Below are 18,726 nucleotides of genomic sequence, written 5' to 3' on the forward strand. Positions count from 1 at the left end.
ATCCCATTGCTTATTACGTAAGCAAATGGTTCTAAAAATTATATTTACAATACTCTCCCATAATTCGGGAGGAAAGGAGCAGTATGGATTTAATTGATGTTTTTAAGACAAAAAAGATCGGAGATACGGTAGAAATCGAGGGCTGGGTTCGAAATAACCGTGACCAGAAAGAGTTTGGATTCATAGATTTCTATGATGGTACTTCCGTTAATACACTTCAGGTTGTATATACAAAAGAACTTTCAAATTTCGATGAGATCACAAAGATTCATCCGGGTTCAGCTGTAGAAGTGAAAGGAACATTGGTTGAGTCCAATGGTAAGCAGGAATATGAGCTTAAGCCTGAAAGCATCACGCTTATCGGTGACTGCCCTACAGACTACCCGATTCAGCCTAAGAGACATACAGTTGAGTTCTTAAGAAGCCAGGCTTATCTTCGTCCAAGAACCAAGATGTTTCAGGCAGTATTTAAGATCAGATCAATCGCAGCTGCAGGAATACATGAGTATTTCCAGAACAATAACTATACATATGTTCACACACCTATCATGACTAACTCTGACTGTGAAGGATCCAATCAGATGTTCAAGGTTACAACATTTGACCTTGCTGATGTTCCGAAGACAGAGGATGGACAGGTTGATTATTCACAGGATCTTTTCAGCAAAGAGGCTTATATCACAGGTTCCGGTCAGCTTCACGGCGAAACTTATGCTATGGCATTCAAGAAGATCTATACATTCGGACCTACTTTCAGAACAGAGGATTCCAATACTAAGACTCATGCTAACGAGTTCTGGATGATCGAGCCTGAGATGGCTTTCACTCATCTTGATGGTCTTATGGATGCAGAAGAGGATATGCTCAAGTACGTTATCAGATACACTCTTGAAAAGGGTGCTGCTGAGATCGAGTTCCTTAACCAGTTTGTATCAAAGGGACTTAAGGATAAGCTTGAAAAGGTTGTTAATTCTGACTTTGTAAGAATCTCTCACCATGATGCTATCGACCTTCTTCTGGGTTCCGGAGAGAAATGGGAGTTTACTCCTGATTATGAATCAGATATTGCCAAAGAGCACGAGAAGTGGATCACAGAGCACTTTGGAGCGCCTGTATTCATCTACAACTGGCCTAAGGATATCAAGGCATGGTACATGAAACTCAACGATGACGGCAAGACAGTTGCTGCTGTTGACCTTGAAGTTCCTGGCTCAGGCGAGCTTATGGGCGGATCTGAAAGAGAAGTTGACCTGGACAAGCTTGAAGAGCTTATCAAGATCCATGGAGTAGACAGAAGCCAGGTTGAATGGTATGTAAACCTCAGAAAGTTTGGCGGATGCTACCACTCAGGATATGGAATGGGCTTTGAGCGTCTTATCATGTACTTAACAGGTATTGAGAACATCAGAGACGTAATACCTTTCCCAAGAACACCTGGTAACCTCAACTACTAATATTTCAATATATATTAGAACTATAGGCTGTCACACTTACAGTGTGGCAGCTTTTTTACGTGTAGTCTTATGGGAATCAGTTTTTTAGTGTTCGTGTTCGCCTGATTGAGGTCGAAACATCACATCAAGTGTGATAAAATAGTTTCCAGAGGGATACGTTCGCCGGGGAGCATATTATGACAAGAATCAAAAGGATTTTTTCCGTATTAATCATAGCATTGTTAACAACAATTCAGCTGGTGGCGGTGCCCGTGTGTGCCACCACCAGTTCTGATTTAAAAAAGCAGAAAGAAGAGCTTGAGAATAAGAAGTCGGAAACCCAGGATGCCTATGACAGTGCAACAGATGCTGCTCAGGAAATTGCAGCAGAGCAGTCAGAGCTTGGAGAGCAGATCGATGTTGCAAATGATCAGCTTGTAGGACTTCTTGCAGATATCTCACTTATCGAAGATGAAATAGAAACCAAGGAAGGTGAGATAGAAACAACTCAGGCGGCATATGATGAAGCCAAGGCACAGGAAGAGCAGCTCTACACAGAGATGTGCGCCCGTATCAAGTATATGTATGAAAAGGGCGAGACCACATATGTAGAGATCCTTATGAATGCCACAAGCTTCTCTGACTTTACAACTAAGGCCGAGTATGTAAAACAGCTTTATGATTATGACAGGCAGCAGCTTGAAGCTTATGTTCAGGTTCAGCAGGAAAAGGCAATCTATAAGGTTCAGCTTGAAGAGGAAAAGGCAGAGCTAGAGACCACTAAGGAAGAACTTGCAGAGGAACAGGCACTGCTTCAGGAAACCCTGGAAGAGTACAAAACTCTCTATGCTGATTATGAAACGCAGCTTGCTAATGCACAGGCTCAGGCAGCAGCCTATAAAGAGCAGCTCAAGAATCAGACTCAGCAGATAGCGTCACTTGATTCTGAGATAAAAGCAAAGGAAGCAGAAGAAGAGGCTGCAAGGAAAGCCGCTGAAGAAGCTGCCAAGAAAGCAGCTCAGGAAGCTTCAAATTCTTCAGGATCAGGATCTGGCTCATCATCTTCATCTAATTCAAATAAGACATATGCTCCGGCAGGTGAAGCAACCGGTGACAATATAGCAGCTTATGCATGTCAGTTTGTTGGTAATCCTTATGTATTTGGCGGAACAAGCCTTACTGACGGATGTGACTGCTCAGGTTTTGTATATTCAGTATATAAAGCTTTTGGAATAACAGTTCCAAGAACATCTTATGCCCTTAATTCAGCAGGAACAGGTGTTTCCTATGAAGAAGCAAGGCCCGGAGATGTAATAGTATATGCCGGACACTGTGCTATATATCTTGGTAATGGACGAATCGTTCATGCAAGTTCTGCTAAGACAGGTATTAAGTATGGATATGCTACTTATCGTACAATTACGTCAGTACGAAGGTTTGTATAATGATATGTAAATATATTTCTGTGATGAATATAGAAGACTTATTAGAGCAATATGTCGGATAAAATAGGGTTTTTGTAGTGTTTTTTTTACTTGCGAAATTTAGACAAGTTATGTAGAGTAATAGTTGTTTGAATGTTCATTCAGATTTTGGTTAATATAGATCAATCTAATGCATTCATAGAATATAGATATTGTCTGGATTATATTACTTTTCAGACTGTATATCATATCAATCCTGGTAACAATAAATTTTAGATATATCAAGATTTGCAAGGAGAGTTTATGGCACAGGAACTTATTATCGTTCTTGATTTCGGTGGTCAGTACAAGCAGCTGATCGCAAGGCGTGTCAGGGAATGCAATGTTTATTGTGAAATTCACCCGTATACAATGCCTATTGAAGAAATCAAAGCAAAAAATCCCAAGGGAATTATTCTTACAGGTGGCCCTGCAAGTGTGTACAAAGAAGATTCACCGACTTACTCTCGTGAACTTTTTGAATGTGGTATTCCGGTCCTTGGAATCTGCTATGGTTCACAGCTTATGGCATACAGAATGGGCGGCGTAGTTAAGACAGCACCTGTTTCAGAGTATGGCCATACTGAAGTTACTATAGAGGCACTCGACAGTCTTATTTTCCAGAATATAGAAACAGATGGTGATGGCAACACAAGCTGCTGGATGAGCCACACAGACTATATTGCCAAGGCTCCTGAAGGCTTCATGATAACAGCTCACACCAGAAACTGCCCTGTTGCAGCTATGGAGAATGCAGCTAAGAAGCTTTATGCAGTACAGTTCCATCCTGAAGTTCTTCATACACCTCAGGGAACAAAGATGATCAGAGGCTTTGTCCGTGATGTATGTGGATGCGCAGGCGACTGGAAGATGTCATCATTTGTAGAAACTACTGTTAAGGAACTTCGTGAGAAGATCGGCGATGGTAAGGTACTGTGCGCACTTTCAGGTGGCGTTGACTCTTCTGTTTGTGCAGTTCTTCTGTCCAAGGCTATCGGCAAGCAGCTTACATGCGTGTTTGTTGATCATGGTCTTCTTCGTAAGGATGAAGGCGATGAAGTTGAGGCTGTATTCGGACCTGAAGGACCATATGAACTCAATTTTATCAGAGTAAATGCTCAGGATTATTTCTATGAGAAGCTTGCAGGACAGACAGATCCTGAAACCAAGCGTAAGATAATCGGAGCTGAATTCATAAACGTATTTGAAAAGGAAGCCAAGAAGATCGGCGCTGTTGATTTCCTTGCTCAGGGAACAATCTATCCTGACGTTGTAGAATCCGGAATCGGTAAGGGCGCTACTATCAAGTCCCACCACAACGTAGGCGGACTTCCTGATCATGTAGATTTCAAAGAGATCGTTGAGCCTCTTAGAATGCTCTTCAAAGACGAAGTAAGACAGGTTGGCCTTGAACTTGGAATACCTGAAAAGCTTGTATTCCGTCAGCCATTCCCAGGTCCTGGACTTGGAATCAGAATCATCGGCGATGTTACACCTGAAAAGGTTAGAATCGTTCAGGATGCTGATTACATCTACCGTACAGAGCTTGAAAAGGCCGGCATCGATATGGGTAAAGGCCAGTTCTTCGCAGCACTTACAAATATGCGTAGCGTAGGTGTAATGGGTGATGAGCGTACGTATGACTATGCGATTGCACTCCGCGGAGTTATTACTTCTGACTTCATGACAGCAGAAGCTGCCGAAATCCCGTGGAACGTCCTTCAGAAATGTATGACACGTATCATCAATGAAGTTAAGGGCGTTAACAGAGTAATGTATGATCTTACTTCTAAGCCGCCGGGAACTATTGAGATGGAATAATGGATTGTCGCTGGAAACGGGCATAAATACTGGATTTTTAAATTGTCTGGTTGCAAAATGGTTGCAATAATCAGCCATTTAATAAAATGTCTGTTTTAAATGAAGCTCCTGCTAATAGACAATATCTTGAGTGATTTTAAACCCCCGAATTCGGGGGTTTTTTTAATGGGCATTATGGAGAGCAGCATCACATTTCTGACATTTCAGCCCTGTTTTTGTATAATTGAAAGAATTTGAGTTGTTTACGGATTTGAAAATGATATCATTTGACTATAAACAAACACGGAGGCGGTTGTGGAAGACAGGTCACTATATCTTATCTTTTGTGTAGCGCTGGTGGTGATATTAACCGGCTGCATAATCATTTTGATAAGGAATTATTTGAAACTGTTAAACAGGAACGATGCGCTTATTGAGACCATAGACAATCTGTCTAGACTCAATGACAAACTCAGAATGGACAGACATGATTACCTTAATCAGCTACAGGTTGTATACGGACTGATGGAGCTTGAGGAATATGAAGAGATGAATTCCTATCTCAGAAAAGTTTATAAGGAGCTGTTAAAAACGGGAAAAGCTGTTAAGACGTCTAAGCCCGCAATAAATGCACTCCTGGCGGCTAAATCAGCAGAGGCTGAAACTGGTGGTATTGAGTTTCTGATAGAGGTGAAGTCTGATCTAAAAGAACTCCATATCGAAGACTGGGAGCTATGCAAGGTGTTATCAAACCTCATGGATAATGCGATAAAAGTTCTTGAGGACAGTGATGTTCAGGAAAAGAAAATCAGAGTAAACATCACGGAATCGCCGCAACAATACATTTTCAGTGTTGAGAACAATGGTCCGGAAATTCCGTTGGAGATTAGAGACAGCATTTTCAAAAAAGGCTTTACTACCAAAAAGGAAGATGGACATGGAATGGGGCTTGCAATTGTCTCTGAGATAGTAAGTAAAGCAAAAGGAAAAATAGAACTTAAATCTGACAAAGAAGAAACAAGCTTTACTGTCAGCTTTGGAAAGGAAGAGTAAAATGGGAGCAGTTCAGATATTGGGTATTGTAGTACTGATTGTGGGTATCCTACTTATAGGCGTTGAATTCTACATGCCGGGTTTTGGACTACCGGGAATATCAGGAATAATATGTGCTGCGGCAGGTATTTTTTTAACCGGAAGAAATGCTTCAGAAAGAATTCTGGTGGGAGTCATCGCGATTGTGGTGATTGCGGTAATGCTGGTAATAAGCATCGTAGTATTCAGTTCTAAGAAGATCAAATCTCCAATCAAGCTGGATACTGATCTTCAGGGCAAGAATCTGTTTATTGATGAAACCGATATGGAATATCTTATTGGTAAAAAAGGTGTTGCTCTTACGGACCTTCGTCCCTCAGGAAAAGGCGAGTTTGATGGAGTTAAGCTAGATATTCTTTCATCAAATTACTACATAAAAAAGGATTCGGCACTTGTGATAACAGAAGTAAAAAACAACAGGATAATCGTTCAGGAGGGGAAATAAATGACAACAACTATAATAATCGCAGCTCTTATAATAGTATTGGTAGTGGTATTTTTTACAATAATTCCCGTTGGAATGTGGATTTCAGCGGTAGCCAGCGGCGTTAAGATAAGTATCTTTACTCTGGTAGGAATGAAGCTTCGACGTGTAAAACCAGCCAAGATTGTAGATCCTATGATCAAAGCTACAAAGGCAGGACTCAAGGTTACTACCAATCAGCTGGAGGCTCATTACCTTGCAGGTGGTAATGTTGACAACGTAGTTAATGCTTTGATTGCTGCTGAAAGAGCCAGCATGGACCTCTCATTTGAGCAGGCCTCAGCTATCGATTTGGCAGGCCGTGACGTATTCGAAGCTGTTACCATGAGCGTAACCCCAAAGGTTATCGAGACCCCTCAGATCGCAGCGGTAGCAAAAGATGGTATCGAGCTTCTGGTAAAGGCTCGTGTAACAGTAAGAACCAACATCGATCATCTCATTGGTGGTGCTGGTGAAGCTACAGTTCTTGCAAGAGTAGGTGAAGGCATTGTAACAACAGTAGGCTCTGCCCAGACCCACAGTAGCGTTCTTGAAAATCCCGATGACATTTCAAAGGTTGTTTTGGAAAAGGGACTTGATTCAGGTACAGCTTATGACATCATGTCAATTGATATAGCCGATATTGACATTGGAAGAAACATTGGTGCTAACCTTCAGAGCCTTCAGGCGGAAGCTAACACCAAGATTGCTCAGGCAAAGGCAGAAGAAAGAAGAGCTATGGCGGTAGCCCTTGAGCAGGAGATGAAGGCTGAGGTAGTAAAGGCGGAGGCTGACATTCCAAGAGCGATGGCGGAAGCGCTCAGATCAGGTAAGCTCGGTGTTCTGGATTATTACAATTTAAAGAATGTTCAGGCTGATACCAAGATGAAAAACGACATCGGAACAGGTGTTATGCAGTACGTAGAGAATAAAAAGGACAAACAGTAATTAAGGAGTTTCATTTATGCTAAAGGTAATGGTGGTGGAGGACGACGAGCAGATTCGTATGATCCTCGGCAAGATGATAGAAAAAAGCGAGGGATGTCAGGTGGTGTCCTCATGCGGAAATTTTGCAGCTGCCATCAGTGATTTTATAAAGCTTCGTCCCGACGTAGTTTTCATGGATATAGACCTGGGCGGTGAGAGCGGCCTTGACTGTGCCAAAGCTATCACAGAGGTGGACCCTAAGGTGAAAATTGTCTTTGCAACAGCTCACAGCGAGTATATGGCAAATGCTTTTGAAATCTATGCTTTTGATTATTTGGTAAAGCCTTTCGACCTTGAGAGAATCAGCAAGACACTGGCAAGAATAAAGAGCATGACTGAAACAGCATCCTTAGAAGTGCCAACCGGAAAAAGCGATTTTTCTTTTGATAAACTTGTGATCCGAGGTAAGGAGGAGATTAACCTCATTGACACCGAAGACATAATCATGGTTGAAAGAACTGATGGGATGACCAGGATAGTAACAAAAGACGAAGTTTTTTTAACAACGACATCGCTATCTTCCGTTCAGGAAAAGCTCAATCCGGCCAGATTCATGAGGTGTCATAAGTCCTACATCATCAGAACAGATGCTGTAAAAAAACTTGAGATATACGGCAGGTGGACCTACACCGTAACTCTTAAGGATACGCAGGAAACTGCTCTTATGACAGCCGATAAATATAACGAAATGAAACAGAATTTTGCATTCTGATGTCCTGGGATACTGACCTGAATATCCATTCTTTTCGTACTGAAGAAATTATGATAGAATGATAGGCTTGTTATCAAGAAATAAAAATTTAGAGAAATGGGGTTTACAAAATGGGTAGATATCGGGAGTTTCATACAGAAAAGGAAGCAAAAAGGAATGCAAGGCGATATGCAGCAACAGTATGGTGGGTGTTGTGGGTGATTTGCTTTCTTATCTTAGCTTATACTGTTAGAATGCAGTATTCTGAGTACAAAAGTATTAAAGGCGCTAATAGTGTAGTTGCAAAATATTCTTCTGAAAAAGGCAGAGAAATTGCTACTTTTACGGGTGATGATAACCACTATCATTCCTACAATATAACAGGAATGGGAGCTGAGCATGATGGTGATTCAATAGTACTATACTATACAGATGACATAAATCTTGCGCAGCCCCGGGTAGGTGCGGCAATCTGGATCAGATCTTATGCAATATTTGGAGTTGCGTTAATACTTTTATCTATAAGATTGATAGTTGTTTATAGGTCAGATCACAGCGTTTACGGCGATGGGAGTCTTGCGACAGACGAAATAAAAGTGCCACTCGATGAATCGATAGGTATAATGTCAAAGCGATAAAGATTGGTAAAACAAAGGTGTTGAAAAAGTGATAACTGTGGTACAACCACATTGTCACTTGTGACAATAAAATGACAATACAATCTTAGAAAATTGTATTGAATACATTCAAACCATTCATAAGTGAACTGCCTTGAGGAAACACAGACTATATTTGCAGATACGCCAACTAAAGAGATATTCGATAATACCTGCAATGAATTCTGGTGGGTGATGAAAACATTTGCTGAGTATACTTTGAGAAAAGAGCTTCCATCCGCAATGTTTTATCTTAATGTAGCAATCAGGGATCTTCTAAATAAAATGCTCAGATGGCATATATACCTGGAATCAGGTAAGCCTGTAGATATGGGCGTTTTAGATAGTAAGTTTGAAGAATTACTTGAGGACGAGCTTTTTGCTCTTTACAAAAAGACTTATCCGAGCGCTGACTATGATCAGATCTGGAGCGCATTTAATGCGGTGGCGACGCTTTGGAATAAAGCTGGGAATATGGTTGCAGATAGCTGCGGATTTCCATATCCGGAAAAAACAGAAATAGAAATGATGGAATTTATCGCAAGGCTTAAGGAAAATTAGGAGGATGAAACGTGGAATACACACATTTTGTTTCTGTAGCAGGTCTTGTATGCAATGACAAGGACGAGATCCTTTTGCTAAAAAGTCCCACTAGAGGCTGGGGATATCCCGGCGGAATGGTTGAGCCAGGTGAAACAATTGAAGAAATTGAATCTGAGCTAAAAGATGATGATTTATAATTGCGAAACAAGTTGTTGCGTAATTGTAGAGATAGGAAGTGCGCTATATAGAGGCGTCTTTAGAGGAAAAGTTTATGAGCAAATTAGATGATTTAATAAAAGAGTTGGGTAGTAGAGAAAAGACGACCTGGAATAGGCAATGGGAAAAACGCGAGACCTGCTGAAAGATACGTAATGATAGGGAAAAATAAAAATGGCAGCCCTAAATGGATAGATAGAAAAAAGTGGGATGCTGCGATATCAGAGAGATAACAGATGAGAACAGAAAACGAAATACTAGATATAGTTTTAGATACAGCAAGAGCCGATGACGCCGTCAGAGCAGTCATTAGAACAGATCTTCTTCCGGTCAGGAAGTATTTATATTCGTACCAGTTTTGTTTCATCGTGGATGATATTGAAAAATACGATGATGACAAAACTTTCGAGATATGCTTTGGGAAAAGAGTCTTGCTATACAGAGGTGATAAGAACTATCCGGAGATGTTTCCAGGTGCCAAAGCTCATCTGATGGTATTTGAGGACGGAATTACTCTTGTCATTAACACCATGGACAAAGCTACATTCCTTAGCAGGTTCAACAGAGAAAATACCTATGAAAATGTTTGGATAGGTGATACTTATCAAAAGATTCTGGACAAGGATAATATACTTCCTGAAATAGAGCGCCTTGAGGAAACACAGACTATATTTGCAGATACGCCAACTAAAGAGATATTCGATAATACCTGCAATGAATTCTGGTGGGTGATGAAAACATTTGCTGAGTATACTTTGAGAAAAGAGCTTCCATCCGCAATGTTTTATCTTAACGTAGCAGTCAGGGATCTTCTAAATAAAATGCTTAGATGGCATATATACCTGGAATCAGGTAAGCCTGTAGATATGGGCGTCTTGGATAGTAGGCTTGAAGCATTGCTTGAGGACGAACTTTTTGCTCTTTACAAAAAGACATATCCGAGCGCTGACTATGATCAGATCTGGAGCGCATTTAATGCGGTGGCGACTCTTTGGAATAAAGCCGGAAATATGGTTGCAGATAGCTGCGGATTTCCATATCCGGAAAAAACAGAAATAGAAATGATGGAATTTATCGCAAGGCTTAAGGAAAATTAGGAGGACGAAACGTGGAATACACACATTTTGTTTCTGTAGCAGGTCTTGTATGCAATGACAAGGACGAGATCCTTTTACTAAAAAGTCCCACTAGAGGCTGGGAATATCCCGGCGGAATGGTTGAGCCAGGTGAAACACTTCAGGATGCACTGATCAGAGAAGTAAAAGAAGAAACCGGCGTAGACGTTGAAATTACCGGCTTCATAGGAGTATGTAAAAACATTCAGAAAGACATAGTTAATATAGATTTTTCCTGCAAATACTCAGGCGGAAACTTTGTAACAAGTGATGAAAGTCTGGATGTAAAATGGGTTCGCAGAGATGAAGCGCTGGACCTGGTAACATTTCCTTTGACCAAAAAGAGGCTGGAAAATATGTTATCCGCTTGCAATGCCGTCAGTTGCTTCAATTTCAAGAAAGAGCCTTTTGAGGTAGTTGCAGAAGAAAAATACACAGTTGGGAGATGAATATAGAAAAGGATCGGATTTTACTCCGATCCTTTTAAAATGCACATCCTTATTTTGTAAAAAGAATTATTAAATATCTTTTGAATACAGAAGATCATCACCGCCACCGTAATTAGTGATCTCTTTTACAAACGAATATCCGTAGTGCTCATACAATCCAACATTTTCTACAGGTGCTGGGATATAGCTTTTTCTAAATCCATGCTCTTTCAGATACTCATTTGCATGATCGATCAGCTTTTCGCTGATCCTTTGTCCGCGGTATTCTTCAGATACAAATACACAGGATATCCAAGGATAAATATCAGGCAGGGGATAATAATCCTTTTTCATGGCGGATGCCATTCCGATTATTTTGCCCTTGCTCTTTGCAACAAACAATGTCTCCCAATCGGTAAATTCCCAGTTCCTTACGAGATCTGCAATGTGATCTTTTGCTTCAGTCCAAGAACAGTTCTCTATAAAAGACAGGAGTTCATTTGCAAGATCGGTTCCTTTATCGACCTTTTCGATAGACAGATCATCCAGCAGACGCCATCCGAAATGATTCGCAACTAAAGCAGCAGTATCTTCAACACTTCTGCTATTATCACGCTCAACCCAGAAGTAATCGCTCTGCTTGATATAGTTGTATGCTTCAATGTTTAGTTCAGTCAAAGTCTGCTCACATGTTGCCTTGGCTTTTTCGTAATCAGTTGCACTGTGGATGAAATCGCTGAACGGTTTGTGATCCGGACGGTTACAATATGTATCCACAATATTCTCAGGCTTGGAAATCATGAAAGCAATTCTGGAAGGATCTGTAATTATGTCAGCTTCTTCTACAACGATATGGAGATCGCACAAAATGATCTGATCTCTCGAAAGTTTGATAAGATCAAGCAGTACATAGTCGAGCTGCTCTCTCTTATTTCCCAAAAGCCATTTTTTATACTCATCTACGCTTCTTCCAAAGAACTCATCCGCATCTCTGAAATGGGTATTCATAGAGGGCTGATGCTCTTTGTCTGACATAAGCTGATGAACTGTGAACTGATCATCAATAATATATACGGGAATACCGTATTTTTCACTGAGCGCCTTAGTAACTGTTGTCTTGCCGCCGCAAGCAGTGCCTGAAATAAAATAAACGTTGCGTAAATACTCTTTAATTATATTGTCTTGAAATATCATTTGGATTCTCCTTATAAAAATAGTTTTCGTTTCGAGTTGATCGAAGCATGAAACTATTCTATAAGTTTCATGCTATTAGATATTTCTTAACTTTAAGAACATAACCATGTGTGTTACCACCTTTCTTAATTTCATGATTTATATATTAAAACAATATCAGTAAATAACGCAAGACAAGAAATGATTTATTTTTTTATGTTATCATTGTAGGGTGTGTTTAGGAGAATAAACATATATTGAATTTTTGATTATAGCTAGCTGAAACTTAATATGAAACAATTGCAGCTATATAAAGAAAAACAAAAGGATGGATCATAAATTGTGCAACGACCAGAATTTGACAGCATAAAAGATTATACAGAATTCTGCAAATACTATTGGTATAGAGACGAACTTATCAAGATTTGCAAGGCTCATGGTCTTAAAGCTACCGGCAGCAAGATAGAACTTAATAAGGTTGTGGAGGCTTATTTTTCAGGTGAAAAGATTCTTCCGGAAAAGAAGAAATCAGCTAAAAAGAAAGAGGTAGTGGTAACAGAGCTTACATTAGATACAGGACTGATTGCCTGCGGCTTCACATTTGGAAATAGATTCAGAGAGTTCTTTAAGCAGCAGACAAGGGAAGAGAACTTTAAGTTCAATGTCGATATGGTTGCTACTGCAAAAGCGGTTAAAGAAAGCGGCGACGAAAGCTTTACCCTTGGAGATCTCTTGGATATATATTATGGGAAAAAGACGTATGCTACATACGATAAGTCAGCTCTTCAGTGGAATAAGTTTGTAAAAGATTTCTGCGCGGACGAAGCAACCGGTATATTCAATGAGAGGCTGAAAGCTGCTGCAGCTCTTTGGAAGATTGTCAGAGAGTCTGATATAAAAAAAGAGTATTCACATGATTTGTTAGAAGAGTATAAGCATATTTTATTATAATCGCTAATTAGAAATCTGCTTTTTCTAAATGTCTCATAATTCAAGGGACAATCATATATATCTTAAAAATTATTTTTATAGAACAACGAAACAATGGTAGAAAAATTGGGGATCATATATGTTGATTAAAATAGGCGATTTCGATTGCACTGAATGTTGGGACGGAGTTTTTTATAAAAAATTGTCATCATATCCTGACATTTCAAAATGGGAAATTCAGACAATACTGGATTTTGAACGCTACGAACGTGACAATGGCAGAGACTGCCAAATTGAAGCGGATATAAAGATCATAAATGCAATTGACGATTATAGGAAGCTTTATGACTTTGGACAGCGTGTTGCAGTTCCTGATAAGATCACAGAATGCGTAGCCTGTCCTAAGTATAAAGGCTGCATGACGGATTTTGTATGCCACACTACACCTATTGAAAATGCGATCAGCATTTTCGAGTGCGGAGCGCTTAGAGCACCTACTAAATGGAGAGGTGTTCCGGCATCTGTATTAAAGGCAGAAAGCAGAAATGCCGCAAATGATCCGGAAGACTATTTTGATTATGTAATGTTTGCATGGGGGAATTGTCAGGCCGGGGACAGACTGGTCATGGAAAGAAAACTGAAACACTTTCCCACTGACGAAGATTTGAGCGAAAATTTCACTCCGGGAGTGAGATTTTTCTTCAAATATGATAAAATCGTAAAACATCCTAATGCCACTTTCGAGGGCGTCTTGCCGCTAAAGGTCAAAGACGAAGTGGTTTTGTCAGATTGGGTTCACACAATTATTATTCCATTAGATAAAAGAAATATACTAGAATCATGCATTCCAGCTAATTTAAAAGATAGAGTATTTTACATAGAAAATGACTGTGCTGATATTTGGGCATGGTCAGAGAAGGTATATGAATTTGCAAAAAATCATAAGTGAAAAAGATAAGCAAGGATGATAAAAGATGTTAAAAAAATATTATGAAAAGCTTTTTAAGCAGATAGCTGTTGATTATAACTGTACTCCGGAAGATTTGAGGAAGGGTGAGATCATCATCACAAAATCAGAATGGAATGATGGCAGAAGAAGTTACAGCCCGGATATGCCTTTTTTGCAAATGGCGACACTTGGAGCAAGCACAGTGATCATGGCTGATGAATGCCTGCATGAGTTTTTGCACGGTTTTATCAAAGATGTGGAGGGGCATAGACTGTTTGAACTTGATAATCTTCTAAAGCTAAATGACGAGCTGAAACAGTATGGTTATCAGATGAATTCTACACATCATATGTTTTTGCCCTGCCTTGATGTAACCGTATCAGAACGTTTTCAGGTGAAGTGGCTTTATGATAGTGAAATAAAGCAGTTCTACGGAGATCCGCGCTTTCCCAATGCGATTGCATATCCAGAGCCTTGCCCGGTACGGCCTGACAGGATCGTAGTCATTGCTACCGATGGAGATAATATTATGGGAATGGCAGGCTGCTCGGAAGATGCGCCGCACTGGCAGCAGGTTGGAATTGATGTGCTTCCTGAATACAGGTCAAGAGGAATTGGCACTTACCTGGTGACACTATTAAAGAACAAGATCATTGAGATGGACGATACACCTTTTTATGGAACGGCAGCAGCTAATATCATGTCACAAAACATTGCCATTAAAAGCGGATTCAGACCTGCATGGGTAGAAACTGATGCAGTTAAGATCATAGAAGATCATTCTTGATCGGAAAAAGAACTAATAAGGGGGAGAAACATTTGAAAGATTACAGCATGCAACATAAGAAAGCCTGGGAGTTTGATGCTTACGAGTTCTGGGTTAGGACTGCAGGAACGCCGGAGGAAAGAGCAGCGAAGGACAAAGAAAATCCCAAGAAAATGCTGAAACAGTATGCAAACTATTTTGATTCATATAAGGGAATCAAAGTTGCCAATATATGCGGATCATGCGGCAAAAAAGCAATTCCGCTGGCACTTCTAGGAGCCGAAGTAACTGTTTTTGACATATCGGAAGCGAACAAAAAATATGCAGTAGAAACAGCAGATGCAGCAGGTGTCAAAATAGGCTACGAAGTCTGTGACATTATGGAAATCGATATGAACAAATACGCAGGTTTCTTTGATGTAGTATTCATGGAAGGTGGAATCCTTCATTACTTCCATGATATAGACGCCTTTATGAAAGTTATGAACAACCTTCTTAAACCCGGTGGAAAGATGATCTGCAGCGATTTTCATCCTTTCACCAAGATTTCTGATGCACTCGGATTACAGCAGCCTACAATGAGCTACTTCTCCACAGATATATTCGAAGGTGAGATGGCACATGCAAGGTTCTATGACGAAGAAATCCGTAAGCAGATTCCAAAGTGCCTATACAGAAAGTATACAATCAGCGAGATCATCAATTCTATAATCGGAAATGGGTTCATATTGGAGAGATTTGATGAGCACCCATCTTGGGAAAATAATATGCTCCCAGGGGAGTTTACAGCTATAGCTATTAAATAGATGTGCAGCTAAGTACACAAGAACTACATATCGTCGTAGATGCAAATGATCACTAATGGGAGGACTACAAATGAATGCTAAGCTCAGAAATATGACAAGTATCTATCTTATGAAAAATGATAAAGTTTTGCTCTTATACAGACAAGGCGGAAGAGTCGTTAATGACGTGTGGACAGGCTCTGCAGGTGGTCATTTTGAAGAAAATGAGTTAAATGATGCAAAGGCCTGTGTCATTAGAGAGATGAAAGAAGAACTTGGCTTAAATCCGGAAGATATTGACGGTCTTACATTGAGATATGTAACCCTCAGATATACTAAGGATGAGATAAGACAGAATTACTATTTCTTTGCAGAACTTAAAGATAATGTAAATGATGATCTAAAATCCAACGAAGGTATATCTAAATGGTTTCCAATTGATGAAATTGTAGGCCTCGAAATGCCATTTACTGCTAAGTATGTAGTTAAGCATTATTATGAAGTTGGACGTACAACAGATAAGGCGTATGTTGGCGTAACAACAAATGAAGGCGTCGATTTCATGGAACTTAGCGAGACATAAAAGACATTCTATTTTTAGTAACACAAATTAACGATAAATGGTACAATTAATCTGTATTGATTCGTAAACTGTTAATCTTAATACCGAGGATACAGATTGAAGAAAAGATATATCATTATCATTAATATATTGATAATAGGTTTGATTCTTTTCATTATCGTGAAGTATGCCAACGATAGGGCAACAGAATCAGACTATTCTTCGATTGCGTCTTTTGAGAATATGACGACCACAACAGCGCAGATCATCGCCAATTATCTGGAGGATGAGCAGCATCTGTGCGACATTTGGGCCAACTATATAAACGGGTCAGCGGATGCTGGAACTCCGATGACAATTGAAGAGGCCATATCATATATTAGAAAAGCAAAGATATCTCCTGAAATATCAGGACACCTAATCTATATCGATGACGGATCCATGGCTGGAATTTCAACTACTGCCAGCACTACTGACCCGTCGGATTATTCTGTAAAATATTCCCATATATCTATTTTTGAAAACCTTGAGATCAGTAACGTAAACGGCGCTGTCAACCTGACAAGGGCTTATACCAATCCGCTTAACGGTGTTCAGTCCATAGCCTTTCTAAACAATGTAAAGGTTGTGGATAGTGAAACAGGCGCTATGAGAGAGGGGCTTATCATCCGCGTAGTACCTGTTAGCCGTCTTGAGCAAAAGCTGGTTTTTTTGAAGGGTGAGTACGAAAATGTAGAAATATCCCTTATAGACTGGGATGGCGACTACATGATCCACGGCAAGTCCCTCAAAAACAGTAATTTCTTTGAGTACTTCAAATCCTATAATCCAATGTCTACTCAGGAATATAACAAGGTGATGGATGCTATCCGCACAGGTACAGGTTCCATGCATATCCGTAATTCAAAAAGAGAAGACAGTGTGATTGCCTATACGCCGTTAAGCGGTATTGAGTCCTGGTTCCTGGTGGCTTATATCCCGGCAAAAGAGCTGACGGCCAGCAGGTCCATAGACTGGCTACTATTGGGAATAGTATCAGTAGGCCTTATGGTCCTTCTTCATTTCAATATTTTTATACTCCTTAAATTTAATAGAAAGCTCTCTGTTGCAGCGCAGGCGGCCAATCAGGCTAATGAAGCCAAATCTCTTTTCCTGTCCACCATGTCTCATGATATCAGAACGCCTATGAATGCCATCATCGGCATGAATGAAATGATATTAAGAAAAAGTAGTGATGATGAGACTCTGATGTATTCCGAGAGCATCAGGACTGCAGGGAACACCCTTCTTGGGATTATCAATGATATTCTCGATTTTTCCAAGATTGAAGCGGGCAAGATGGAGATCATAGATGTAGATTATAACTTTGTATCTCTTTTGAACGATCTTGTAAATATGGTTCAGCGCAGGGCTGAGGAAAAAGGGCTGTCTTTTGAACTTGATGTTGATAGAAATATACCGGGAATTATGCACGGCGACGAGATAAGGATTAAGCAGGTTATAACCAACATCCTTTCAAACGCTGTCAAATACACCAAAGAAGGCGGCATTGTTTTTTCCGTATCAGGACAAAAATGTGAAGATAATGAAGACTACGTGATCCTTCATGTCAGTGTGAAGGATACCGGAATAGGAATTAAGAAAGAAGACCTTGACAGGCTTTTTGTAGCCTTTGAGAGAATTGAGGAAAAGAGGAATCGAAACATTGAAGGTACCGGCCTTGGAATGGCTATTGCCCAGAGCTTCCTTGAAATGATGGATAGTAAACTACAGGTGGAAAGCGAATATGGCAAGGGATCTGTCTTTTCTTTTGACCTAAAACAGAAGGTCGTAAAGTGGGAGCCGATTGGAGATTTTGATACTGCCTTCAAGCGCTTCCTTAGCGAACGGAAGAAGTACAGGGTACAGTTTGTGGCACCAAAGGCAAAAATGCTGGTGGTTGACGATACAGAGGTTAACCTGAAGGTGTTCTGTAGCCTCCTTAGTGAGACCAGGATGCAGATAGAAACTGCAGATAGCGGAGATGCCTGCATAGCTTTATTTAAGCGGATTCGTTACGATGTGATCTTCCTTGATCACATGATGCCAGACAAGGATGGCATTGAAACCTTGAAGGAAATGAAGGCTCTTTTGGATACGCCTAATAAGGATACACCTGTGATCTGCCTTACAGCTAACGCAGTTTCCGGAATGCGCGAGATGTACATAAATGCAGGATTTGATGACTACCTGACAAAGCCTATTGATACAGGAAGACTTGAGAGCATGCTCCTTAGGTACCTGCCTCCGGAGCTGGTGGAGAAGCCGGCGGATACTTCGGGAGATGATGATAAAAAAGCTGAAGCTAAGCGCAGCATATTAGTAGTAGATAGTGATATAGCTTTTTTGCGACAGGTTAAGGAGTGGTTATCAGATAGCTATAACGTAGTAGTGGTCAAGTCTAAAGAACAGGCTCTTACGTATCTTGAAAAGCATGATGCTGATCTTATACTTATTGATCTGAACGAGGAATCGCAAAACGGTTTTGATAAATCAAAGATCATCCGAAATAATTTCAGAGAAATAGATCGTGACGAGATCATATCACAAGTAAATGAGTTTTTTGACGATTCTACCATAACACGCTTGTAGGTTTCGGAACGTAAGGCTCTACAAATGGTATTGATACAGGAAG

General features: G+C 40.2%; 19 protein-coding genes. 18 read left to right on the forward strand and 1 reads right to left on the reverse strand.

All coding sequences use genetic code 11. The features are described 5' to 3' along the window. The first annotated feature begins 83 nt into the window (after positions 1-83). The 12 genes from asnS (at position 84) to WAA20_RS01170 (ending at position 10,908) form a co-directional block, all read left to right on the forward strand. On the forward strand, positions 84-1,454 hold the full coding sequence (asnS, locus tag WAA20_RS01115) for an asparagine--tRNA ligase (protein ID WP_073388744.1): 1,371 nt from the start codon (positions 84-86) through the stop codon (positions 1,452-1,454). 176 nt (positions 1,455-1,630) lie between these two features. After that, positions 1,631-2,878 (forward strand): NlpC/P60 family protein, encoded by a 1,248-nt coding sequence (locus tag WAA20_RS01120; RefSeq protein ID WP_338802039.1) that lies wholly within the window; start codon positions 1,631-1,633, stop codon positions 2,876-2,878. A 282-nt stretch (positions 2,879-3,160) separates the two neighbouring features. Further along, positions 3,161-4,717, forward strand: a complete 1,557-nt coding sequence (gene guaA / locus WAA20_RS01125) for a glutamine-hydrolyzing GMP synthase (RefSeq protein WP_073388747.1) — start codon at positions 3,161-3,163, stop codon at positions 4,715-4,717. 294 nt (positions 4,718-5,011) lie between these two features. After that, on the forward strand, positions 5,012-5,749 hold the full coding sequence (locus WAA20_RS01130) for an ATP-binding protein (protein ID WP_139263790.1): 738 nt from the start codon (positions 5,012-5,014) through the stop codon (positions 5,747-5,749). 1 nt (position 5,750) lies between these two features. Then, entirely contained in the window at positions 5,751-6,233 is a 483-nt protein-coding gene (locus tag WAA20_RS01135) for an NfeD family protein (RefSeq protein ID WP_073388750.1), read from the forward strand. Beyond that, entirely contained in the window at positions 6,234-7,199 is a 966-nt protein-coding gene (gene floA, locus WAA20_RS01140) for a flotillin-like protein FloA (protein WP_073388752.1), read from the forward strand. It abuts the gene before it with no gap. A 16-nt stretch (positions 7,200-7,215) separates the two neighbouring features. Then, positions 7,216-7,950 carry a LytTR family DNA-binding domain-containing protein gene (locus WAA20_RS01145; RefSeq protein ID WP_073388753.1) on the forward strand — a complete coding sequence of 245 codons (735 nt, stop codon included), beginning with the start codon at positions 7,216-7,218 and terminating at the stop codon, positions 7,948-7,950. A gap of 110 nt (positions 7,951-8,060) precedes the next feature. Then, entirely contained in the window at positions 8,061-8,567 is a 507-nt protein-coding gene (locus WAA20_RS01150) for a hypothetical protein (RefSeq protein WP_073388755.1), read from the forward strand. Between the two features lie 123 nt (positions 8,568-8,690). Further along, positions 8,691-9,146 (forward strand): aminoglycoside 6-adenylyltransferase, encoded by a 456-nt coding sequence (locus WAA20_RS01155; protein WP_338802045.1) that lies wholly within the window; start codon positions 8,691-8,693, stop codon positions 9,144-9,146. Positions 9,147-9,157: 11 nt separating this feature from the next. Beyond that, positions 9,158-9,325 carry an NUDIX domain-containing protein gene (locus WAA20_RS01160; protein ID WP_338802047.1) on the forward strand — a complete coding sequence of 56 codons (168 nt, stop codon included), beginning with the start codon at positions 9,158-9,160 and terminating at the stop codon, positions 9,323-9,325. A 255-nt stretch (positions 9,326-9,580) separates the two neighbouring features. Then, a complete protein-coding gene (locus WAA20_RS01165) occupies positions 9,581-10,441 on the forward strand; it encodes an aminoglycoside 6-adenylyltransferase (protein ID WP_338802049.1) in 861 nt (286 codons plus the stop codon). Between the two features lie 11 nt (positions 10,442-10,452). Continuing rightward, on the forward strand, positions 10,453-10,908 hold the full coding sequence (locus WAA20_RS01170) for an NUDIX domain-containing protein (RefSeq protein ID WP_034484954.1): 456 nt from the start codon (positions 10,453-10,455) through the stop codon (positions 10,906-10,908). Positions 10,909-10,977: 69 nt separating this feature from the next. Here the strand turns inward: WAA20_RS01170 and WAA20_RS01175 are convergent, their stop codons facing one another. Continuing rightward, positions 10,978-12,081 carry a GNAT family N-acetyltransferase gene (locus WAA20_RS01175; protein WP_242951240.1) on the reverse strand — a complete coding sequence of 368 codons (1,104 nt, stop codon included), beginning with the start codon at positions 12,079-12,081 and terminating at the stop codon, positions 10,978-10,980. Positions 12,082-12,402: 321 nt separating this feature from the next. On the opposite strand from WAA20_RS01175, the gene WAA20_RS01180 reads away from it, so the two are divergent. The 6 genes from WAA20_RS01180 to WAA20_RS01205 all read left to right on the forward strand — a co-directional run bounded on the left by WAA20_RS01180 (position 12,403) and on the right by WAA20_RS01205 (position 18,683). Continuing rightward, complete coding sequence (locus WAA20_RS01180; RefSeq protein ID WP_073390499.1) at positions 12,403-13,011, forward strand: SAP domain-containing protein; 609 nt, start codon at positions 12,403-12,405, stop codon at positions 13,009-13,011. A gap of 118 nt (positions 13,012-13,129) precedes the next feature. Beyond that, positions 13,130-13,939, forward strand: a complete 810-nt coding sequence (locus WAA20_RS01185) for a hypothetical protein (protein WP_073390498.1) — start codon at positions 13,130-13,132, stop codon at positions 13,937-13,939. 25 nt (positions 13,940-13,964) lie between these two features. Beyond that, on the forward strand, positions 13,965-14,726 hold the full coding sequence (locus tag WAA20_RS01190; RefSeq protein ID WP_073390496.1) for a GNAT family N-acetyltransferase: 762 nt from the start codon (positions 13,965-13,967) through the stop codon (positions 14,724-14,726). Positions 14,727-14,758: 32 nt separating this feature from the next. After that, on the forward strand, positions 14,759-15,511 hold the full coding sequence (locus WAA20_RS01195) for a class I SAM-dependent methyltransferase (RefSeq protein ID WP_073390502.1): 753 nt from the start codon (positions 14,759-14,761) through the stop codon (positions 15,509-15,511). 70 nt (positions 15,512-15,581) lie between these two features. Then, a complete protein-coding gene (locus WAA20_RS01200; protein WP_073390495.1) occupies positions 15,582-16,073 on the forward strand; it encodes an NUDIX domain-containing protein in 492 nt (163 codons plus the stop codon). A gap of 96 nt (positions 16,074-16,169) precedes the next feature. Then, positions 16,170-18,683, forward strand: a complete 2,514-nt coding sequence (locus WAA20_RS01205) for a response regulator (RefSeq protein ID WP_073390493.1) — start codon at positions 16,170-16,172, stop codon at positions 18,681-18,683. Positions 18,684-18,726: the final 43 nt, after the last annotated feature.

Source organism: Butyrivibrio fibrisolvens (assembly GCF_037113525.1).
GTDB classification, from domain to species: domain Bacteria; phylum Bacillota; class Clostridia; order Lachnospirales; family Lachnospiraceae; genus Butyrivibrio; species Butyrivibrio fibrisolvens.